This window comes from Streptomyces sp. BK022 (assembly GCF_004217355.1).
In the GTDB taxonomy this organism is placed as follows: domain Bacteria; phylum Actinomycetota; class Actinomycetes; order Streptomycetales; family Streptomycetaceae; genus Streptomyces; species Streptomyces griseoluteus.
Genome location: NZ_SHKU01000009.1, coordinates 31,102 through 52,033 on the forward strand (window position 1 = coordinate 31,102; position 20,932 = coordinate 52,033).

The following is a 20,932-nucleotide window of genomic DNA, read 5'->3' on the forward strand; positions in this document are numbered from 1 at the left end:
CGACAGCGGCTGGTTTGCGGCCCGGTACGGACGCGGCCGCGCCGCGCGGGGGTCCTGCCCCCGCGCGGCGCGGCCGTGAGGTGTGCCGGGCGGGCGGCTCAGTGCGCCCCGGTGCCGGTCAGGGACCGTACCTCCAGCTCGGCGTACTTCTCCGCGTCCGGGACCTCCTTGGACAGCAGGGTGCCGACCGCTCCCAGCAGGAAGCCGACCGGGATGGAGATGATGCCGGGGTTCTCCAGCGGGAACCAGTGGAAGTCGGCGTCGGGGAACATCGAGGTCGGCCTGCCGGAGACCACCGGGGAGAACAGCACCAGGCCGACCGCGGTGACCAGACCGCCGTAGATCGACCACAGGGCGCCCGAAGTGGTGAACCGCTTCCAGAACAGGCTGTAGAGGATGGTCGGCAGGTTCGCCGACGCGGCGACCGCGAAGGCCAGCGCCACGAGTCCGGCCACGTTCAGGTCGCGGGCGAGGGCGCCCAGCACGATGGAGACGGCGCCGATGCCGACGGTGGCGTACCGGGCGGCGTTGATCTCCTGCTTCTCGGTGGCCTGGCCCCTCTTGATGACGTTGGCGTAGATGTCGTGGGCGAAGGACGAGGAGGAGGCCAGGGTGAGGCCGGCGACGACCGCGAGGATCGTGGCGAAGGCGACGGCGGAGATGCTGGCCAGCAGGATGGCGCCCCAGTTGGAGTCCACTCCCCCGAGGTGCAGGGCGAGCAGGGGGGCCGCGGTGTTGCCCGCCTTGTTGGAGGCGATGATCTCCTCCGGCTTGATCAGCGCGGCGGCGCCGAAGCCCAGGGCGAGGGTCATCAGGTAGAAGGCGCCGATCAGGCCGATGGCCCAGATCACCGACTTCCGGGCCGCCTTGGCGGTGGGCACCGTGTAGAAGCGGATCAGGATGTGCGGCAGGCCCGCGGTGCCCAGGACCAGGGCGATGCCGAGGGAGATGAAGTCCAGCTTGGAGGTGCCGGTGGCGCCGTACTTCAGGCCGGGCTCCAGGAACGCCTTGCCCTTGCCGCTGTTGTCGGCGGCCGAGCCCAGCAGGTCGGAGACGTTGAAGTCGAACTTGAGCAGCACCAGGAAGGTCAGCAGGATGGCGCCCGCGATGAGGAGGACGGCCTTGACCATTTGGACCCAGGTGGTGCCCTTCATGCCGCCGATGGTGACGTACACGATCATCAGGACGCCGACCAGGGCGACGATGCCGATCTTGCCGCTGTCGCTGGTGATGCCGAGCAGCAGGGAGACCAGGACGCCGGCGCCGGCCATCTGGGCGAGCAGGTAGAAGATCGACACCACGATGGTGGAGGTGCCCGCGGCGGTGCGCACCGGGCGCTGGCGCATCCGGTAGGCCAGCACGTCGCCCATGGTGTAGCGGCCGGAGTTGCGCAGCGGCTCGGCGACCAGGAGCAGGGCGACCAGCCAGGCGACCAGGAAGCCGATGGAGTACAGGAAGCCGTCGTAGCCGAAGAGGGCGATGGCGCCCGCGATGCCGAGGAAGGACGCGGCGGACATGTAGTCGCCGGAGACGGCGAGTCCGTTCTGGAAGCCGGTGAACTGGCGGCCGCCCGCGTAGAAGTCGGCGGCGTCCTTGGTCTGGCGGCCCGCCCAGACGGTGATGACCAGGGTCGCGGCGACGAACACCGCGAACAGGGAGATGATCAGACCTCTGTGCTCACTGGCCTCGCCGGCCGCGAGCCAGGTGTGCTGCGCGGCGATCGTGTGCTGAGCGGACATCATGCGCCGCCCTCCATCCGGGACTTGATGGCCTCGGCCCTGGGGTCGAGCTTGGCGGCCGCGTGTCGCGCGTACCACCAGGCGATGAGGAACGTGGTGAGGAACTGGGCGAGGCCCAGCACGAGGGCCACGTTGATGTTCCCGGCGATCTCGGTGCCCATGAAGCCGCCCGCGTAGCAGGAGAGCAGCACGTAGAGCAGGTACCAGGCGATGAAGGCGATCGTCAGGGGGAAGGCGAACGAGCGGTGGGCGCGGCGCAGTTCACCGAACTCCGCGCTCGCCTGCGCCTCGGTGAACTCCTCGGGGGAAGGAAGTGGGTGCTTCGCGGGGGGCGGTGTCTCGGTCGCCACTCAAGGTCTCCTCGCGTCACGGACGGGCGGTTGCCGACCTCACTGGAACGGAGATCACGTTACCGGGCGTCAACGCGTGACTCCCCGTTGTGATCATCCGGGGGGCGCGATCCGGCCGCGCCCCCTAGTTGACGCACACGGGCCGGCGCGGTCTCCGGTTCACACGGGTGCGGGCCTTTCGGAGTTCCGTGCCACCGGGATAGCTTCACCTTGTTCCACCCGTCATGTACCTGCCCGAGCGCCACCCGTGCCTCGGGCGGTTTCGTTTCCGGATGATGTGGAGATCCCATGGCTCATCTGCGCTCCCGGCGCCGGTTCGCGCCGGCCGTCCCGGTCGTGCTGTCGCTGACCGCCTCGCTCGGCTTCCTGCCGACGGCGGCTTCGGCGGCCCCGTCCACGGCCTCGACGACGCGGGCGGCGGAGGGTTCGGCCACCACGTACGACGGCCCGAAGCTGTCCTACGTGGTCAACACGAGAACGGACCATCGCACGATCGAGTCGGTGCGCCGCGCGATAGGACGCAATGGCGGCACCGTCGTGGCCAGTTACGACCGTATCGGCGTGATCGTGGTGCACTCCGCGAACCCCGACTTCGCCACGTCGATCCGCAAGGTGTCCGGTGTCTCCTCGGCCGGGGCCACCCGCAACGCGCCGCTGCCCGCGCAGTCCACCACCGACCTGGGCGCGCCGAAGCCGCTGACGGCGGCGGAGGTGTCCAGGGCCAAGGCGGCGGACGGGCAGGACCCGTTGGAGCCGCTCCAGTGGGACCTGCCCGCCATCAAGGCGGACAAGGCCCATGAGAAGACGCTCGGCAGCAGCAAGGTGACGGTCGCCGTCATCGACACCGGCGTGGACGACACCCACCCGGACATCGCGCCCAACTTCGACCGGGCGGCCTCCGTCAACTGCGTCTCCGGCGCGCCGGACACCACCGACGGCGCCTGGCGGCCGAGCGCGTCGGAGTCCCCGCACGGCACGCATGTCGCGGGTGAGATCGCGGGCGCGAAGAACGGCGTCGGCATCACGGGCGTGGCGCCGGGCGTGAAGGTGTCGGGCATCAAGGTGGGCAACCCGGACGGCTACTTCTACACCGAGGCCGTGGTCTGCGGGTTCGTCTGGGCGGCCGAGCACCACGTGGACGTCACCAACAACAGCTATTACACCGACCCGTGGTACTTCAACTGCACCGGTGACCCGGACCAGAAGGCCCTGGTGGACGCCATCACGCGGGCCACCCGGTACGCGGAGAGCAAGGGCGCGGTCAACGTCGCGGCGGCCGGCAACGAGAACTACGACTTCGCCGCCGACTCGATCACCGACCCCTCCTCCCCCAACGACGGCACGCCCTCGGACCGGACCGTCGACCCGCGCGAGTGCTTCGACATACCCACCCAGCTCCCCGGTGTGGTGACGGTCGCGGCGACCGGCGCGAAGGGCATCAAGTCGTCGTTCTCCAACTACGGCCTGGGCACGATCGACATCGCGGCGCCCGGCGGCGACTCGACCGCCTACCAGACCCCGGCCCCGCCCGCGGTCAGCGGCCTCATCCTGGGCCCGCTGCCCGGCGGCAAGTGGGGCTACATGGCCGGTACGTCGATGGCCTCCCCGCATGTCGCGGGCGTCGCCGCGCTGATCAAGTCGACCCACCCGCACGCCTCCGCCGCCGCGGTCAAGGCACTGCTGTACGCGGAGGCGACGGCCACGCCGTGCACCGACCCGTACGACATCAACAGCGACGGCAAGGTCGACGCGGTGTGCGAGGGCACGAAGAACCGCAACGGCTTCTACGGCTGGGGGATCGCGGACGCGCTGGCGGCGGTGAGCCACTGAGCCCTGGCGCCTCCTTGTCGGGGCAGGGCGGCTCATGCATAGTGCGGCCATGATCGATCCCATGATCAAGTCCGCCTGGGTCGCGCTGGGCGGCGATCGCGCGCTGCTCACCCGGCTGGTCTGCGTCGAGCGGCCGGGGGCCCTGATCGCCCGCCTTCCCGTGCAGCGGCTGGCGCGCGCGTGCGTAGGCACGTGCGCGCTGGCCGCCGCCGAGCTGGGCGCGGTGCGGGCCGGCCTCGGCACCGTGCCGCGCGCCGTGGTGGACGACGGCGCGGTCGCCACCGCCTTCCACAGCGAGCGGGTGCTGCGGATCGACGGCCGCGCCCCGGTCAACTTCGCCCCGTTGTCCCGCTGGTGGCGGGCGGCGTACGGCTGGGTGCGCACCCACGCCAACTACCCGCACCACCGGCAGCGCCTCCTCGGTGCGCTGGGCCTGCCCGACGACGCCGGCCCCGAGGACGTGGAGCGGCTGCTCCTCGAACGCTCCGCCCTGGAGATCGAGGAGGCGGTGTACGCCGCCGGGGGCCTTGCGGTGGCCCTGCGCACCCCCGGACAGTGGGCGGCACATCCGCAGGGTGCCGAGGTGGCCCGGCGGCCACTGGTGGAGCGCGGCCCGCTCGGCGCGCCCTCGGCACGCCGACTCCAGCCTCTGGAAAGGGAGTCGGGCCCCTTGCTGCCCGCCGCCGGGGTACGCGTCCTGGACCTCACCCGCGTCCTCGCCGGGCCCGTCGCCACCCGCACCCTCGCACTGCTCGGCGCCGACGTGCTGCGTGTGGACGCCCCCGGGCTGCCCGAACTGCCCGACCAGCACGCGGACACGGGCTTCGGGAAAAGGTCGGCCACCCTCGAACTCGGCGCCGACGAGACGGCGTTGAACGACCTGCTGGCCTCCGCCGACGTGGTCGTCACCGGCTATCGCCCCGGCGCCCTGGACCGCTTCGGCCTCTCCCCCGAGGCCCTGGCCGAGCGGTGTCCCGGCCTGATCGTCGCCCAGGTCTCGGCGTGGGGCGCGTACGGGCCCTGGGGCGGCCGGCGCGGCTTCGACAGCCTGGTCCAGGTCGCGACCGGTATCGCGGCCACCGAGGGCTCGACCATGGAGCCCGGCGCGCTGCCCGCCCAGGCCCTGGACCACGGCTCGGGCTACCTGCTGGCCGCGGGCGTCCTGCGGGCCCTGGCCGAACGCTCCCGCGACGGCCGGGGCCGCCTGGTGCGGCTCGCGCTCGCCCGTACCGCGCACTGGCTGACCGACGAGGCGGGACGGGACCCGCGTCCGGGCGGCCCGGAGCACGAGGGCCCGGACGCGTGGCTGGCCGAGCGGGACAGCCCGCTCGGCCGGTTGCGGTACGCCCGGCCCCCGGTGTCGTTCACCGGCGGGCCGGCCGACTGGGCCACCCCGCCCGTCCCCTGGGGGTCGAGCCCGGCCGCGTGGAGCTGACCGTTCAGCCGTTGGTGACGAGGACCTTCAGCGCGGTGCGCTCGTCCATCGCCCGGTAGCCGTCCGGGACGCCCTCGATGTCCACGGTCATGTCGAACACCGGGGAGGGGTCGACGGTGCCGTCCAGGACGTCGGGCAGCAGCTCGGGGATGTAGGTGCGGACCGGGGCCACGCCGCCGCGCAGGGCGATGTTGCGGTCGAACATGACGCCGAGGTCCAGCCCGGTGCCGCTGCCGTGGGGAACGCCGACGAAGCCGATGGCGCCGCCGTCACGGGTGATGTTCACGGCGGTGCTCATGGACTGCTCGGTGCCGACCGCCTCGACGACGGCGTGCGCACCCTGGCCGCGGGTCAGCTCGCGGACGGCCGCGACCGCCTCCTCGCCGCGCGCGGCGACGACGTCGGTGGCACCGAAGCGGCGGGCGATGTCGGTGCGCGCCTCGTGGCGGCCGAGGGCGATGATCCGCTCGGCGCCGAGCCGCTTGGCGGCCAGCACCGCGCAGAGGCCGACCGCGCCGTCACCGACGACGGCGACCGTGGCGCCGGGGCGGACGCCCGCCCCGAGGGCGGCGTGGTGGCCGGTGCCGAGCACGTCGGAGAGGGTGAGCAGTGCGGTGAGGAGGTGGTCGTCGGAGGCCGCCTCCTTGGGCAGCTTGACGAGGGTGCCGTCGGCGAACGGCACCCGTACCGCCTCGCCCTGGCCGCCGTCGTAGCCGACGGAGCCCCAGAAGCCGCCGTGCACGCAGGAGGTGGTCAGGCCCTCGGCGCAGTACTCGCAGGTGCCGTCGGACCACATGAAGGGGGCGACCACGAGGTCCCCGCGCCGCAGCGTGCCGACGTCGGAGCCGGTCTCCTCCACCACGCCGAGGAACTCGTGCCCGATCCGCTGCCCCGGCTGCCGGGCCGCCTCGCCGCGGTAGGCCCACAGGTCGCTGCCGCAGATGCAGGCGCGCAGCACGCGCACGACGGCGTCGGTCGGGAGCTGCACGATCGGCTCGGGCACGTCCGTCACCCGCATGTCGAACGGGGCGTGGATGGTGGTGGCGCGCATGACGGGGTCCTTCTCGTACCGGGAGGCGGGGGTGCCCGGAGATGTGCCGAGCGCACCCACGGTACGCCGTCGCGGAGCCGGTCCGCGCCGCGAGGGGGCCCGGACCAGCGGCGACACCGCCAAGGGCGTTTCCCCCGAACGGCCTTGGGGACGCACACCCGTGCGAGGTCCAACCCGGCCGGTGGTGCGGGAGCCCCTGGGCGGCCCGGCTGTCGGCGGTGACCCGTATCCTCATTGACCATGCTCGAAGACCCCGCGACCGCAGTGTCCTCGCCCACCCCGTGGCCGGCCGTGTATCCGAAGGGATACGCGGTCGTCGACGTCGAGACCACCGGGCTGGCCCGCGACGACCGGATCATCTCCGCGGCCGTGTACCGGCTGGACGCGCGCGGTGAGGTCGAGGACCACTGGTACACGCTGGTCAACCCCGAGCGGGACCCCGGCCCGGTGTGGATACACGGGCTGACGAGCGACGTGCTCGAAGGGGCGCCGCTCTTCGCCGAGGTGGCCGAGGAGTTCGCGGCCCGGCTGGCGGACCGCGTACTGGTCGCGCACAACGCGGTCTTCGACTGGCAGATGATCGCGCGGGAGTACGCGCGCGCCCGGCGGGAGCCCCCGGTGCGCCAGCGGCTGTGCACCATCGCGCTCTCCAAGGAGCTGCGTCTGCCGCTGCCCAACTTCAAGCTGGAGTCGCTCGCCGCGCACTTCGGGGTCGTGCAGCAGCGCGCGCACCACGCGCTGGACGACGCGCGGGTGCTGGCGGAGGCGTTCCGGCCGAGCCTCAGGGCGGCCGCCGCGGGCGAGGTGCGGCTGCCGCTGCTGGAGTGCCGTCCGCTCACCGAGTGGTCGGACGCCCCGCTGATCGGCCGTCAGGCGACCGGCGGTTACGGCGGCGGGCGCGGTCCCGGCTGGCGCCCGGCGCGCAAGCGGCCCGCGTGCCCCTACCCCAACCCGGGCCGGTACGAACCGGGCAAACGCCTCAAGCAGGGCATGCGGGTGGCCTTTTCGGGTGACACCTCCACGGAGCGCGAGCTGCTGGAGGACCGGGCCACCGAGGCCGGGCTGCACGTGGCCACCAGCCTCTCCCGGCTGACCAGCCTGCTGGTCACCAACGACCCCGACTCGGGCACCTCCAAGACGGCCAAGGCCCGCCAGTTCGGCACCCCGGTCATCGACGAGGCCGCCTTCGGACAACTGCTGCGCGACGTCGAGGCGGCCGGCTGACAGCCGTACGGACGGGTGATTCCCCGCGATTCGCGCCCGCGCCCGCTCGCCCGGCGGCCGGGTACGGCTCACCCTGAGGCGCATGGCGAGATGCGAAGTTTGCGGCAATGACTACGGAATGACCTTCGAGGTCCACGCACAGGGCGCGGTGCACGTCTTCGACTGCTTCTCCTGTGCCATCCACCGCATGGCACCCATCTGCGAGCACTGCCGGGTGCAGATCATCGGGCAGGGCGTGGAGGTGGAGGGCCACTGGTACTGCGGCGCCCACTGCGCCCGCGCCGAGGGGAAGGCGGGGGTGGTGGACCGGGTCTGACCCGGTACCCGCCCGAATGCGCCCCACGGCCCGGAGGTACCGTCGTGGGGTGCACCGTTACCGCTTCCTGCTCACCCGCCAGTGGGTGATCCTCACCCTCGTCGTGATCGCGCTGATCCCGACGATGATCAGGCTCGGTTTCTGGCAGCACCACCGGTACGAGGAGCGCACCGCCCGCAACGACCTGGTCGCGCGGGCCCTGCACGCCGATCCGGTGCCGGTGGAACGGCTGACCTCACCCGGCCGCGCCGTCACCCACGCCGACAAGTACCGCACGGTCACCGCGACCGGCACCTTCGACACCGCCCACGAGGAGGTCGTCCGGCGCCGCACCAACGCCGACGACGAGGTGGGCTTCCACGTCCTGACCCCGCTGAGGCTGGCCGACGGCCGGGTGCTGCTGGTCAACCGGGGCTGGATTCCGGCGAGCGGCGCCCAGACCGAGTTCCCGAAGGTCCCCGCGCCCCCGGCCGGGAAGGTCACGATCACCGGCCGGCTGAAGGCCGACGAGACCACCGCGGCCAGCGGCATCAAGCAGATCGCCGGCCTCCCGGACCGCCAGGTCATGCTGATCAACAGCGCCGACCAGGCGAAGCGCCTCGGCGCGCAGGTGCTCGGCGGCTATGTGGAGCAGACCGCGCCGGAGCCCAGGGGCGACACCCCGGAGCAGATCTCCAGCCCGGGGAAGGAGGACGCCCCGCTGAACTACGCCTACATGATCCAGTGGTGGCTGTTCGCCGCCGCCGTGCCCGTCGGCTGGTGGTTCCTGGTCCGGCGCGAGCTGCGCGACCGGGTGGCCGCGGCGGAGCAGGAGAGCGCGGCCGAGGCGGAGCCCGCCGCCGTGTGAGCCGGGTGTCACTCCCCCGGCGCACCACCTGATTGGCCGTCAGGCCACACGGGGAATCGCCAATCCGTGAACCCGCGCATCGAGGACTACGCCGTCATCGGCGACGAGCAGACCGCCGCCCTGGTCGGCCGGGACGGCTCGATCGACTGGCTCTGCCTGCCCCGCTTCGACTCCGGCGCCTGCTTCGCCCGGCTGCTGGGCGACGAGGACAACGGCTACTGGCGGATCGCGCCGAAGGGCGCCGGCACCTGCACCCGGCGCGGCTACCGCCCCGACACCCTCGTGCTGGACACCGAGTGGGACACCCCCGAGGGCACCGTGCGCGTCACCGACCTGATGCCGCAGCGCGAGAAGGTCCCGGACGTCGTACGGATCGTGGAGGGCGTCAGCGGCCGGGTCACCGTGCGCAGCAGGCTGCGGCTGCGCTTCGACCACGGCTCCATCGTGCCGTGGATGCGCCGCGCGGACGGTCACCGGGTGGCGGTCGCGGGCCCGGACTCCACCTGGCTGCGCTCCGAGCCGCATGTGCGGACCTGGGGCGAGGACCTGGGCACGCACTCGGAGTTCACCCTGGGCGAGGGCGAGCGGGTGGCGTTCGTGCTCACCTGGCATCCCTCGCACCAGCCGCGCCCCCGGCTGATCGACCCGTACCAGGCGCTCAGCTCCAGCGTCCACGACTGGCGGCGCTGGAGCGGGCGGTGCCGCTACGACGGGCCGTACCGGGACGCCGTGGTGCGCTCGCTGATCACCCTGAAGGCGCTCACCTACCGGCCCACGGGCGGGATCGTCGCGGCGGCCACCACCTCGCTGCCGGAGAAGCTCGGCGGGGTCCGCAACTGGGACTACCGGTACTGCTGGCTGCGCGACTCCACTCTCACCCTGAACGTGCTGCTCGCCGCCGGGTACCACGAGGAGGCGGAGGCGTGGCGCGACTGGCTGCTCAGAGCGGTCGCGGGCAGCCCCGAGGACCTCCAGATCATGTACGGGGTGGCGGGCGAGCGCAGGCTCCCGGAGACCGAGCTGCCCTGGCTCGCCGGGTTCGCGGGCTCGGCGCCGGTCCGTATCGGCAACAGCGCGGTGGACCAGCTCCAGCTCGACGTGTACGGCGAGGTGATGGACTCCCTGTGGCTGGCCCGGAAATCGGGGCTGTCGGCCCGCCCGCACATGTGGGCCCTGCAGTGCGCGCTGATCGACTTCCTCCGGGAGCAGTGGCGGCAGCCGGACGAGGGACTGTGGGAGGTGCGCGGCGGGCGCCGCCAGTTCACGCATTCCAAGGTGATGGCCTGGGTGGCGGCGGACCGCGCGGTACGCACCCTGGAGGAGCACCCCGAGCTGGAGGGCGACCTTGCCGGCTGGCGGGAACTGCGCGACGAGATCCACGCGGAGGTGTGCGCCAAGGGCTACGACCCCGAGCGCAACACCTTCACCCAGTACTACGGCTCCCGCGAGCTGGACGCCTCGCTGCTGCTGATCCCGCGCGTGGGCTTCCTGCCCCCGGACGACCCCAGGGTGATCGGCACGGTCGACGCGATCGCCGCCGACCTGGGCGACAGGGGCCTGGTGCGCCGCTACGACACCGAGGACCCCGAGGGCCCGGTGGTCGACGGGCTGCCCGAGGGCGAGGGCGCCTTCCTCGCCTGCTCCTTCTGGCTGGCCGACGCCCTGCACCTGACCGGCCGCACCGAGGAGGCCCGCGCACTCTTCGAGCGGCTGGCCGGGCTGGCCAACGACGTGGGGCTGCTGGCCGAGGAGTACGACGAGGAGGCCGGCTGCCAGCTCGGCAACTTCCCGCAGGCCTTCAGCCACATCGCGCTGGTGAACACCGCCCTCACACTGTTCGGCACCGAGGAGGCAGGATAGGAGCATGGATCTTGGACTGAAGGACCGGGTGTACATCGTCACCGGCGCGTCGCGGGGCCTGGGCAACGCGGCCGCGCGGCAGCTGGTCGCGGACGGGGCGAAGGTGGTCGTCACCGGCCGGGACGAGCAGCGGGTGGCGGACGCCGCCGCCGAACTGGGCCCGGACGCGCTGGGCGTGGCCGTCGACAACTCCGAGGCGGACGCTCCGGAGCGGCTGATCGCGCTGGCCCGCGAGCGCTTCGGCCGTTTCGACGGCATCCTCGTCAGCGTCGGTGGCCCGCCGCCCGGCTTCGTCGCGGACAACAGCGACCAGCAGTGGCGGGACGCCTTCGAGTCGGTGTTCCTCGGCGCGGTGCGCCTGGCCCGCGCCGCGGCGGCGGAGCTGGAGCCGGGCGGGGTCATCGGCTTCGTGCTGTCGGGCTCGGTCTACGAGCCGATCGCGGGGCTGACCATCTCCAACGGGCTGCGGCCGGGCCTCGCCGGGTTCGCCAAATCCCTCGCCGACGAGCTGGGCCCGCGCGGCATCCGGGTCGTCGGTCTGCTCCCGGCGCGCATCGACACCGACCGGGTGCGCGAGCTGGACTCCCTCTCCGCCGACCCGGTGGCCACCAGGGCGGCCAACGAGTCCCGCATCCCGCTGCGCCGGTACGGGGCGCCGGAGGAGTTCGGGCGGGTGGCCGCGTTCCTGCTGTCCCCGGCCGCGTCCTATCTGACGGGCGTGATGGTGCCCGTCGACGGGGGCATGCGGCACGGGTTCTGAGTCCTTCGCGAAGGCGGACCGTCAGCTCACCCGGTCCGCCTTGTGCCGTACCGCCCGCAGCCGCACCACGGTGGGCAGCGTCTCGATGCCCGTCGAGTCGCGGGCCGCGCCCAGGGGATGTGCGGCGAAGTCGGCCAGGGCGGCGGCCGGGGAGGCGCCGGGTTCCAGCCGGAGCCCGGCGCGCAGCGCGGGGGACGTACGGCGGCCGCTGAGCTGGGCGTCGGCCCCGGCCACGCCCGGCCGGCGGGCCGCATCGTCCGCCACCGCGGACTCCAGCGCACCGCCGCGCACCAGGGCGCCCCTGCCGTCGCCGCTGTCGAGGAGGATCTCGGAGAGCCGGTGCCTGCGCAGCACCGACACCAGCCACCACAGCCCGACGAGGAACAGCACGGCCAGCAGCGCGATCAGCGCGGGCCACCACCAGTCCTGGTCCCGCCACGCGGTGCGCTCGGCCCGGCTGAGCAGCACGTCGTGCCGGCCGGAGTGCGGCCACCAGGAGGGCGGGGGCGCGCCCAGGCCGACGGCCAGCACCGACCCGCCGAGCACGAACAGCACCAGTCCGGCGAGCGCCAGCAGGACGCGGTTGACGGCTCCTGAACGCATGCCGCTCATCCCTTCTTCCCTGGTCCCCTGAGGCGTACCGAAAGCTTGGGGCGCCGGGCCATGCCGAGGTCGGTCACGGCGCCGGCCAGCGCGGTGTCCAGGTCGCTCCGCACCTCGGCGGGGTCCCGGAAGTGCGAGATCACCCGCACGTCGGCCCGGCGGCGGCGCATCCTGACCCGCGCCTCGCGCACCCCGGAGACCTCCACGGCCCGGTCGCGCAGTACCTGGGCGGCCGCGTCACGGGTGAGCGCGGCGCGTACGTCGTAGCGCGGACGGAGCATGGGGAGCAGGTTGCGCAGGCCGGGGGTGACCGCGAGCAGGATCAGCCACAGGCCGAGAGCGGTGACGAAGGCGGCGCCCGCGAGCACCGGGATGTCGTCGAGGGGGCGCTCGGCCAGCTGGCGGGCGAGTTCGCGGCGCCAGTACATCGCCGGGTACCCGGCGCGGACGGCCACGATGTCGTAGAGCAGCAGGCCGGCGCCGCCCAGCGTGAGCAGGGCGACGAGCGCCGAGGGGACGCGGCGGGCGGACCAGAAGCGGCCGCTGCCGCGGGCGTCCGGGGAGAGGGCGGGTTGCCGCTCGGCGCCGGGGTGCTTCTCGGCGTCGGGGTGCCGCTCGGTGTCGGGGTGCTTCTCGGTGTCCACCACGGGCATCGGCCGGGTGGCGTCCTGCGGCGGCTCGCTCATACCGTCCTCCCCTGACGCTCACCGGGCAGCCGCAGCCGCTCCACCTCGACGACCACCTCGGGCACCTCCATGTTCGCCAGCTCGCCCACCCGCTCGGTGACCCGGCGTCGTACGGCCGCGCAGCGCGCGCCGATGTCACCGGGGTACTCCAGCTCCAGCGCCACCCGCACCCGGGCCGTGGCGAAGGGGCTGTCCTCCACCGGGCCGGTGCCGCGTGCCCGGGGACGGACGTTCACCGTGGCGTGCGGCGGGTCGAGATCACGGGGCAGCGGGGCGAGCGCCTCCCGCGCGGCCCGCGCGGCGATCTTGGCGACGACCCGGTCCGCGATCCGGGTGAACCCGCGCTCGCCCGGCGGGGTGCGGTCCCAGACAGCCGGCGCCGCCGCGCCGGTGTCCGTGCTCATCGCGGTCACCGGCGCCAGTCGCGCCGGTCGCCGCCGGTGCGGAACCGGTCGTCACGGGTGCGGTCGTCCCGGCGGCGGAAGAAGTCGCCGAGCTCCAGTTCACCGTCCATGAAGCGGCCGGCGAAGAATCCGACGGCCCCGAGGGCCGCCACCAGCACGAAGGCTCCGAAACCGCCGTAGAACCCGGCGAAGCCCAGCGCCATTCCGGCGATCATGCCGACTGCTGCCATGCTCATCTCTGCAGCGCTCCTTCAAGCGGGTCGGCTCGTCCGACCGAGTGATGTCAGCCGGTCCGGCCTCTTGTACGGGTACCCCCCGGCTCACTGAATACGGGGCTGCTCCGGCTCCACGTCGTCCTCCTCGTCGGGGAGGTGGACGTCGCTGACCGCGATGTTGACCTCGACGACCTCAAGGCTGGTCATCCGCTCCACGGCGGCGATCACGTTCTCCCGGACCGCGCGGGAGACATCGCCGATGGGATAGCCGTACTCCACGACGATCTCCAGGTCGAGAGCGGTCTGCACCTCGCCGACCTCGGCCTTCACACCCCGGGTGACGGCCTTGCCGCCGCCCGGCACCCGGTCGCGCACGGCGCCGAAGGTGCGGGAGAGGCCGCTGCCCATGGCGTGCACGCCCTCCACGTCACGTGCCGCCATTCCAGCGATCTTCTCGACGACCCCGTCCGCGATGGTGGTACGGCCTCTGGTCGCCGGGTCGCCGCCGCCGGACCGGGTCTGCCTGCGGGCCGAGGTCTGCGGCTCGTTGTCGCCGCCGTGGGTTGCCATCTCGCTCATCGCCACTGCTCCCCTTTTCGGTCGTCGTTCTCCGACCACGGTAAGCACGCCTGCGCCGTTGCGCGCCGTGGAGAGGGCAGGGTGGAGGAATGACGGCGGACTGGACACAGGCGGTACGGCAGCGACTGGCGCCCGGCAGACTGCTGCCGCTCGGCGGCAGCCGGGACGGCGCGTGGATGACGGAGCGGGCGGCCACCTCGGTGCTGGCCGGGGCGGCGGCGGCCGAGGTGCCGGGGGCGTGGCTGGGCACGCTGCGGATCGGTCCGGCCGATCCGCGTCAGGTGAGCGAGCCGGTCGTACCGGCTCCGCCGAGCGCGCTGTGGCCGGGGCCCCTCCGGGTGACCGCGGACTTCGCGGCGACCGCCGCCCGGCCGCTGCCGGTGACGGCGGAGCGGCTGCGGGAGGTGCTGACGGCGGCGGCCGGCCGGCTGGGGCTCACGGTGACGGAGGTGGACCTGCGGGTGACGGATCTGCTGGAGCCGCCCGCCGAACCGCCCCCGGTGTCCCGGGCGCAGCGGGCGCCGGACGCCGAGCGGACCACCGACCCCGACGAGGCGGCGGTGGCCGCGGCCGTCCTCACGGTGGCCGGGGTGGCCCGGCTGACGGCGGCCTTCGGCGACCGGGGTCACGCGGTCCGGGTCCAGCGGCGCGAGTCGGACGCGGCCCTGCCGCACCGGCATGTCTACGTGGAGGTCGCCACGGACTCCGCGCACCGGGCCACCGAGGTGGCCCAGCGGGTGCGCGCGGCGGTACGGGACACGCTGGAGGACCGCCCGACGGTGGCGGTCCTGGTGACCGGTGTGGAGTGAGCGCGACCGCGAGGGGGCTGCGGTGCGCTCAGTCCCCGATGCCCGCGAGGTCGCGCAGTCGGCGGGCCTGGGCGGCGCGCTCGGCGACGACCTGCTCGTCGAAGGAACGGCCGACGGCACCGCGCAGCAGCGCCTTGGTCTCCACCACGGCGTCGCGCGGCGCGGCCAGCACTGCGGCGGCGAGGTCGGTCGCGGCGCCGTCGAGTTCGGCGGCGGGCACGGCGACGCTGGCGAGGCCGGAGACGACCGCCTCCTCCGCGTGCACGAAGCGGCCGGTCACACAGATCTCCAGCGCGCGGGCGTAGCCGACGAGGCCGACCAGCGGGTGGGTGCCGGTGAGGTCGGGGACCAGGCCGAGGCTGGTCTCGCGCATGGCGAACTGCACGTCGTCGGCGACGACGCGCAGGTCACAGGCGAGGGCCAGCTGGAAGCCGGCGCCGATGGCGTGTCCCTGCACGGCGGCGATGGACACGATGTCGTTGCGCCGCCACCAGGTGAACGCCTCCTGGAACCCGGCGATGGCGGAGTCGACCCCGGCGTCGTCCCGGCGCGCGAGATCGACGAAGCTCGGCTCGCCCTCGATCCCCTCCGGCGTGAACATCTGGCGGTCCAGTCCGGCGGAGAAGGACTTGCCCTCGCCCCGCAGCACGACGACGCGGACGGAGCCCGGCAGCGCCCGGCCCGCCTCGGCCAGCGCCCGCCACAGAGCGGGGCTCTGCGCGTTGCGCTTGGCCGGGTTGGTCAGGGTCACCGTGGCGAGCGCGTCATCGACGGTGAGCCGTACGCCGTCCTTGTCGAGTACAGGAGCGAGGTCCTGGTCGGGCGAAGCCATGGGGCGCCTCCGGTGGGTGCGGTCATCGCGCGGTGCCGTACGGCACCGCGAAGTGACTGCACAGTAACCACCCGGACGATCAGGGGACCGACCGGGTGGCCACCATCGAAGCCGATGGGCCGCCCGGAGTCAGGACGACGCGGCCTTCTTGCCCCGCGTCGCACCCCCTCGCCCACGGAGCGTGACGCCCGACTCGCTGAGCATCCGGTGCACGAAGCCATACGAGCGACCGGTTTCCTCGGCCAGCGCCCGGATGCTCGCACCGGAGTCGTACTTTTTCTTCAGGTCTGCCGCGAGCTTGTCGCGCGCGGCGCCGGTAACCCGGCTGCCCTTCTTCAGAGTCTCGGCCACCCGGTCCTCCTCATGGGAAGTGCGCTCTGGTCTTCTCATGATCACCCCTTCTCGTCAGGTTGGCCACCCATTCGGCAAGGTCCGTGAGACGAGGTTGTGACGACAGGAGCGGGTCCGCACATACGGAATCAATGATTCCGAAGCGGCGCGCGCGTACCGCCGAACGGGTGGAATCGGGAAGTCCCAGGTCAGCGACGCGAGACGGCCGGTCCCCCGGTACCGCTCGGGTACGGGGGGACCGGCCGGAAAATCCGTGTAGGACACACCTCGGTATGAGGAGATCTCACTCAGATGGTGGATCACCGCTGGGCCGAATGATCGGGCCGAATGATCGCGCCGGGGTCAGGCGAGGGCCACCAGGTCGGCGTAACCGGAGCCCCACAGGTCCTCCACGCCGTCCGGAAGCAGGATGATCCGCTCCGGCTGGAGCGCCTCGACGGCGCCCTCGTCGTGGGTGACCAGGACGACGGCGCCCTTGTAGGTGCGCAGCGCGCCGAGGATCTCCTCGCGGCTGGCGGGGTCGAGGTTGTTGGTGGGCTCGTCCAGCAGCAGCACGTTGGCCGAGGAGACGACCAGGGTGGCCAGCGCGAGGCGGGTCTTCTCGCCGCCGGAGAGGACCCCGGCCGGCTTGTCGACGTCGTCGCCGGAGAAGAGGAACGAGCCGAGCGTCTTGCGGACCTCGACCAGGTCCAGGTCCGGCGCGGCCGAGCGCATGTTCTCCAGGACCGTGCGCTCGGGGTCCAGGGTCTCGTGCTCCTGGGCGTAGTAGCCGAGCTTGAGGCCGTGACCGGGGACGACCGAGCCGGTGTCGGGCTGCTCCGCGCCGCCGAGGAGGCGCAGCAGGGTGGTCTTGCCGGCGCCGTTGAGGCCGAGGATGACGACGCGGGAGCCCTTGTCGATGGCCAGGTCGACGTCGGTGAAGATCTCCAGCGAGCCGTACGACTTCGACAGGCCCTCCGCCATCAGTGGCGTCTTGCCGCAGGGGGCCGGCTCCGGGAAGCGGAGCTTGGCGACCTTGTCGGACTGCCGGACGGCCTCCAGGCCGGAGAGCAGCTTGTCGGCGCGCTTGGCCATGTTCTGCGCGGCGACCGTCTTGGTGGCCTTGGCACGCATCTTGTCGGCCTGCGAGTGCAGGGCGGCGGCCTTCTTCTCGGCGTTCTGCCGCTCGCGCCTGCGGCGCTTCTCGTCGGCCTCGCGCTGCTGCTGGTAGAGCTTCCAGCCCATGTTGTAGACATCGATCTGGGAGCGGTTGGCGTCCAGGTAGAACACCTTGTTGACCACCGTCTCGACCAGGTCGACGTCGTGGGAGATCACGATGAAGCCGCCGCGGTAGGTCTTGAGGTAGTCCCGCAGCCAGACGATCGAGTCGGCGTCGAGGTGGTTGGTCGGCTCGTCGAGCAGCAGGGTGTCGGCGTCCGAGAACAGGATGCGGGCCAGCTCGATACGGCGGCGCTGACCACCGGAGAGGGTGTGCAGCGGCTGGCCGAGCGCGCGGTCGGGCAGGTTGAGCGCGGCGGCGATGGTGGCGGCCTCGGCCTCGGCGGAGTACCCGCCCTTGGTGAGGAACTCGGTCTCCTGGCGCTCGTACTGGCGCAGGGCCTTCTCGCGGGTGGCGCCGGAGCCGTTGGCGATGCGCTGCTCGTTCTCCCGCATCTTGCGGATGAGCACGTCGAGGCCGCGGGCGGAGAGGATGCGGTCGCGGCCGAGGACGTCGAGGTCGCCGGTGCGGGGGTCCTGCGGGAGGTAGCCGACCTCGCCGGAGCGGGTGATGGTGCCGGCGGCCGGGATGCCGTCACCGGCCAGGCACTTGGTGAGGGTGGTCTTGCCCGCGCCGTTGCGGCCGACGAGGCCGATGCGGTCACCCTTGGCGACGCGGAAGGTGGCGTTCTCGATGAGGACGCGCGCACCGGCGCGCAGCTCGATACCGGAGGCGGAGATCACGGACATACTCCTGGGCGTACGTGGTTGACGGATGGGCGGCTGTCGAGGGCGTTCCCGCCGTCTAATGCGCGAGGAGAATGGCCATGGGCCCAGTCTAACGGGGGCGGGCAAGGCCTTTTCCTGCCCCGGGTGGCAGGTGTGCGGGCTTCCGGGGTACAGATGCCGCGTGAGCTGCGAGCCACGGTGCGACGGGGCGGCCGGAAGCTCGCGAAAGCCGATGGAAGCCGACAGAAGGTGACGGGCTGTGCAGTTCGACGACGACGCGAATCTGGACACCTCCGAGGTGCGGGACGTGCGCGGGAGCCGGCTGCCGGGCGGCCGGGCGACGATCGGCGGGGGTGTCGTCGGGCTGGTGGGGCTGCTGCTGGCGCTGTTCCTGGGCGTCGGCCCGGACCAGCTCGGGCTCTCCTCGGGCGGTGACGAGACCTCGTCCCAGCCCTCCTCGGTGAGCGAGGTCCAGCAGTCCTGCCGTACCGGCCGGGACGCGAACAGCCGCGAGGACTGCCGGGTGGTCGCGGTCGTCAACAGCGTGCAGGACTACTGGGCGGGCGAGTTCCGGCAGCAGGGCAAGCGGTACGCCCCGGCGGAGACGTATCTCTTCAGCGGGCAGATCCGTACCGCCTGCGGGGCGGCGACGGCGGCCGTGGGGCCGTTCTACTGCCCGGGTGACCAGCGGGTCTACCTGGACCTGGGCTTCTTCGACGAGCTGCGCACGAAGTTCGGGGCGAGCGGGGGCCCGTTCGCCCAGGCGTACGTGATCGCGCACGAGTACGGCCACCATGTGCAGGACCTGACGGGCACGCTGGGCCGGACCCAGGACGGGACGACGGGCGAGAACAGCAGCTCGGTCCGGGTCGAGCTGCAGGCGGACTGCTATGCCGGGGTGTGGGCGCACCACGCGACGACGGCGCCGGACGCCTCGACGGGCAAGCCGCTGATCACCAGGCTGACCCCGGCGGACATCAAGGACGGCCTGAACGCGGCGGCGGCCGTGGGCGACGACCGCATCCAGCAGGAGTTCCAGGGGAAGGTCACGCCCGAGACCTGGACGCACGGGTCCTCGCTGCAGCGGCAGCAGTGGTTCGACCAGGGCTACCGGACGGGCGATCCGGACCGGTGCGACACGTTCGGCTGAGGCGTTGCCTTACCGGCTGCGAGACTGAAGGGGACGAAGCGGGACGGAACCGTGCACGAGGGAGTGATCGGCATGGCGGACACCGGCGGGCGCCCCAGCGTGTACCCGACGCTGCTGTACGCGGACGCGCGGGCGGCGATCGCGCAGCTCACGCAGGCGCTGGGCTTCACCGAGCTGGCGGTGTACGAGTCGGAGGACGGTACGGTCCTGCACGCCGAGCTGACCCAGGGGAACGGCGCGGTGATGCTGGGGTCCAAGGGACGCGGCGGTGTCTTCGCCGAGGCGATGGGCGGCGGAGGCCCGGCGGGGGTGTACGTGGTGGTGGACGACGTGGACGCCCATCACCGGCGCGCGGTGGAGCACGGGGTGGAGATCCTGATGCCCCCGACGGACCAGGACTACGGCGCGCGGGACTACCTGGCGCGGGACGCCGAGGGCAACCTCTGGAGCTTCGGCACGTACGCCCCCGCGCTGCCTTCCTGAGCGGCGGGGGCGTTCCGGCGGGGGCCGCTCAGCCTCCGGTGTGCACCTGGAAGGCGGCCCGGCGCACGGCCTTGGCGAGGGCGGGGTCGGGGTGGGCGGCGGCGAGCGCGACCAGGACCTGCACGGTGCGGGGGTGTCCCACGGCCCGGACCTCCTCCAGCAGGGCGGGGACGGTGGGCTGGACCGCCGCCTCCAGGTGCCTGACGAGCATGTCGGTCTCACCGTGGTCGGCGACGGCGGCCGCGGTGTCGACCCACAGCCAGGTGGCCTCCTCGCGGGTGAGGACCTCGTGGGCGTCCTCCGGGTCGACGCCGTCGTACTCGGCGAGCCACAGCAGGGCGTAGGGGCGCAGCGCGGGTTCCGCCACGACGGCGCGCACCTCGTGCTCGGCGGGGGCGCCGACCACGCGGAGCGCCTCGAAGGCGAGGCCGCGCAGCAGGGCGTCGTCGCCCCGGGCGGCCTCCAGGAGCTGGCCGACGGCTCCGCCGACCGTGCGGGCGGCGAGCCAGGCGCGGTACTCGGCGCGGGCGGCGTTGGGACGGAGCTGGGCGCAGCCGCGCAGCATGTCCTCGGCGGACTGCTCGATGTTCCCGGCGGGGCTCTGCGCGGCGACGCAGATCTGCTCCAGCTTGACCCAGACCGCCCAGCTTCCCAGGGGGGTGAGGGTGGCGTGGCCGCCGCCGTGGGTGAGCGCGCCGACCGCTGCCAGCGCCTCCACGGCCCAGTCCAGGAGGGGGGCGAGGGGGACGTCCGGCGCGGGTGCGGTGAGGACGGGGGCCTCGACGGCACCGGGGGCGTAGGTGACCTCGCAGCGTTCGGTGCGCAGTTCGGTGACCCGCTGCTGGAGCAGGTCGAGCAACTGCTCCACCGGGACGGGTCCCGCGGAGAGCTGGAGGAAGGAGAGGACCTGGGGCATGGCCGAGACGACCTCGGCGACCGTGGCCGGCTCGTGGCCGTGCGGCTCGGGGCAGGCCAGCGACCAGGCGTCGAAGAGGGCGACCCAGCCGCGCAGGACGGCGCTGTCGTCCCGGTCCCAGGCGCGCAGGCGCCAGCCGGGGCGGGCGCTGTCGCCGTGCACCTCGACCAGGCCGGAGAGGCGGGCGGTGTCCCAGTCGGCGCGGATCTGCGCGGGGGTGAGGCCGAGGTCGGCGGCGGCGCGCTCGGCGGTCGCGTCGGAGAGGGTGGCCTTGCCGTCGGCGGTGGCGGCGTCGCTGCCGGGCCCCAGGGCGAGGTCGGCCCACCGGGCCACCCGGACCGCCCCGGCGAGGACGGTCCGGGCGAGTCTCGCCAGTTCGGCGGGGGCCGGCGTCCCCTCGGGCGGCCGGGGCACGGTGCGGCGCGTGCGCCGCTGGTTCACAGCTCTGGGGGCGGCGGCCAGGGGTCGCGGTCGGACGAGTCGAAGCCTGGAGTCGCGCGGGATACGGGACGTCACGGGTGCAGTCTTCCGGTTGACGGTCCGAAAACCCAAACGGGAAGTCACAC

Annotated in this window: 22 protein-coding genes; 10 read left to right on the forward strand and 12 right to left on the reverse strand. The window is 73.1% G+C overall.

The features are described 5' to 3' along the window. Nucleotides 1-98: 98 nt before the first annotated feature. Nucleotides 99-1,742 carry a cation acetate symporter gene (locus EV284_RS31230; protein ID WP_130340150.1) on the reverse strand — a complete coding sequence of 548 codons (1,644 nt, stop codon included), beginning with the start codon at nt 1,740-1,742 and terminating at the stop codon, nt 99-101. Continuing rightward, complete coding sequence (locus tag EV284_RS31235; RefSeq protein ID WP_130340152.1) at nt 1,739-2,089, reverse strand: DUF485 domain-containing protein; 351 nt, start codon at nt 2,087-2,089, stop codon at nt 1,739-1,741. Before EV284_RS31235 ends, EV284_RS31230 begins: the two co-directional genes overlap by 4 nt. 288 nt (nt 2,090-2,377) lie before the next feature. Here EV284_RS31235 and EV284_RS31240 point away from each other — a divergent pair, with 288 nt between their 5' ends. Both EV284_RS31240 and EV284_RS31245 read left to right on the forward strand, forming a co-directional pair. Continuing rightward, nucleotides 2,378-3,919 carry a S8 family serine peptidase gene (locus EV284_RS31240; RefSeq protein WP_130340154.1) on the forward strand — a complete coding sequence of 514 codons (1,542 nt, stop codon included), beginning with the start codon at nt 2,378-2,380 and terminating at the stop codon, nt 3,917-3,919. Between the two features lie 49 nt (nt 3,920-3,968). Then, the gene (locus EV284_RS31245; protein ID WP_207229181.1) at nt 3,969-5,354 is read left to right on the forward strand and encodes a CoA transferase; all 1,386 of its coding nucleotides are present in this window, start codon (nt 3,969-3,971) and stop codon (nt 5,352-5,354) included. 4 nt (nt 5,355-5,358) lie between these two features. On the opposite strand, the gene EV284_RS31250 is transcribed toward EV284_RS31245, so the two are convergent. Beyond that, a complete protein-coding gene (locus tag EV284_RS31250) occupies nt 5,359-6,405 on the reverse strand; it encodes a zinc-dependent alcohol dehydrogenase family protein (RefSeq protein WP_130340156.1) in 1,047 nt (348 codons plus the stop codon). Nucleotides 6,406-6,645: 240 nt separating this feature from the next. Between EV284_RS31250 and EV284_RS31255 the strand changes: the two genes are divergently transcribed. From EV284_RS31255 to EV284_RS31275, 5 genes are all read left to right on the forward strand, one after another. Further along, nucleotides 6,646-7,629 carry a DEDDh family exonuclease gene (locus EV284_RS31255; RefSeq protein ID WP_130340158.1) on the forward strand — a complete coding sequence of 328 codons (984 nt, stop codon included), beginning with the start codon at nt 6,646-6,648 and terminating at the stop codon, nt 7,627-7,629. 82 nt (nt 7,630-7,711) lie between these two features. Further along, entirely contained in the window at nt 7,712-7,945 is a 234-nt protein-coding gene (locus EV284_RS31260) for a hypothetical protein (protein ID WP_078858611.1), read from the forward strand. Nucleotides 7,946-7,961: 16 nt separating this feature from the next. After that, nucleotides 7,962-8,792, forward strand: a complete 831-nt coding sequence (locus EV284_RS31265; protein WP_165425693.1) for an SURF1 family protein — start codon at nt 7,962-7,964, stop codon at nt 8,790-8,792. A 66-nt stretch (nt 8,793-8,858) separates the two neighbouring features. Beyond that, the gene (locus EV284_RS31270) at nt 8,859-10,652 is read left to right on the forward strand and encodes a glycoside hydrolase family 15 protein (RefSeq protein ID WP_130340162.1); all 1,794 of its coding nucleotides are present in this window, start codon (nt 8,859-8,861) and stop codon (nt 10,650-10,652) included. A 4-nt stretch (nt 10,653-10,656) separates the two neighbouring features. Further along, entirely contained in the window at nt 10,657-11,412 is a 756-nt protein-coding gene (locus tag EV284_RS31275; RefSeq protein WP_130340164.1) for an SDR family oxidoreductase, read from the forward strand. A gap of 21 nt (nt 11,413-11,433) precedes the next feature. Here the strand turns inward: EV284_RS31275 and amaP are convergent, their stop codons facing one another. From amaP to EV284_RS31300, 5 genes are all read right to left on the reverse strand, one after another. Next, the gene (gene amaP / locus EV284_RS31280) at nt 11,434-12,015 is read right to left on the reverse strand and encodes an alkaline shock response membrane anchor protein AmaP (RefSeq protein WP_130340166.1); all 582 of its coding nucleotides are present in this window, start codon (nt 12,013-12,015) and stop codon (nt 11,434-11,436) included. A gap of 5 nt (nt 12,016-12,020) precedes the next feature. Continuing rightward, nucleotides 12,021-12,701, reverse strand: a complete 681-nt coding sequence (locus EV284_RS31285; protein WP_130340168.1) for a DUF6286 domain-containing protein — start codon at nt 12,699-12,701, stop codon at nt 12,021-12,023. Beyond that, nucleotides 12,698-13,105: a hypothetical protein gene (locus EV284_RS31290; protein ID WP_130340170.1), complete on the reverse strand. Its 408-nt coding sequence runs from the start codon at nt 13,103-13,105 to the stop codon at nt 12,698-12,700. Before EV284_RS31290 ends, EV284_RS31285 begins: the two co-directional genes overlap by 4 nt. A gap of 5 nt (nt 13,106-13,110) precedes the next feature. Then, nucleotides 13,111-13,341 (reverse strand): hypothetical protein, encoded by a 231-nt coding sequence (locus EV284_RS31295; protein WP_130340172.1) that lies wholly within the window; start codon nt 13,339-13,341, stop codon nt 13,111-13,113. 84 nt (nt 13,342-13,425) lie between these two features. Beyond that, entirely contained in the window at nt 13,426-13,899 is a 474-nt protein-coding gene (locus EV284_RS31300; RefSeq protein ID WP_130340174.1) for an Asp23/Gls24 family envelope stress response protein, read from the reverse strand. Between the two features lie 89 nt (nt 13,900-13,988). On the opposite strand from EV284_RS31300, the gene EV284_RS31305 reads away from it, so the two are divergent. Next, the gene (locus EV284_RS31305; protein WP_130340176.1) at nt 13,989-14,708 is read left to right on the forward strand and encodes a nucleopolyhedrovirus P10 family protein; all 720 of its coding nucleotides are present in this window, start codon (nt 13,989-13,991) and stop codon (nt 14,706-14,708) included. 28 nt (nt 14,709-14,736) lie between these two features. On the opposite strand, the gene EV284_RS31310 is transcribed toward EV284_RS31305, so the two are convergent. The 3 genes from EV284_RS31310 to abc-f all read right to left on the reverse strand — a co-directional run bounded on the left by EV284_RS31310 (nt 14,737) and on the right by abc-f (nt 17,832). After that, a complete protein-coding gene (locus tag EV284_RS31310) occupies nt 14,737-15,540 on the reverse strand; it encodes an enoyl-CoA hydratase/isomerase family protein (RefSeq protein WP_130340178.1) in 804 nt (267 codons plus the stop codon). A 129-nt stretch (nt 15,541-15,669) separates the two neighbouring features. Next, entirely contained in the window at nt 15,670-15,891 is a 222-nt protein-coding gene (locus EV284_RS31315; protein WP_004002281.1) for a helix-turn-helix domain-containing protein, read from the reverse strand. Between the two features lie 342 nt (nt 15,892-16,233). After that, complete coding sequence (gene abc-f, locus EV284_RS31325) at nt 16,234-17,832, reverse strand: ribosomal protection-like ABC-F family protein (protein ID WP_130340327.1); 1,599 nt, start codon at nt 17,830-17,832, stop codon at nt 16,234-16,236. Nucleotides 17,833-18,076: 244 nt separating this feature from the next. Here abc-f and EV284_RS31330 point away from each other — a divergent pair, with 244 nt between their 5' ends. After that, nucleotides 18,077-18,967 carry a neutral zinc metallopeptidase gene (locus EV284_RS31330; RefSeq protein ID WP_130340182.1) on the forward strand — a complete coding sequence of 297 codons (891 nt, stop codon included), beginning with the start codon at nt 18,077-18,079 and terminating at the stop codon, nt 18,965-18,967. Between the two features lie 72 nt (nt 18,968-19,039). Continuing rightward, nucleotides 19,040-19,450: a VOC family protein gene (locus EV284_RS31335; RefSeq protein ID WP_207229182.1), complete on the forward strand. Its 411-nt coding sequence runs from the start codon at nt 19,040-19,042 to the stop codon at nt 19,448-19,450. A 28-nt stretch (nt 19,451-19,478) separates the two neighbouring features. Here EV284_RS31335 and EV284_RS31340 read toward each other — a convergent pair whose 3' ends face one another. Next, entirely contained in the window at nt 19,479-20,882 is a 1,404-nt protein-coding gene (locus tag EV284_RS31340) for a hypothetical protein (protein ID WP_207229183.1), read from the reverse strand. Nucleotides 20,883-20,932 lie beyond the last annotated feature (50 nt).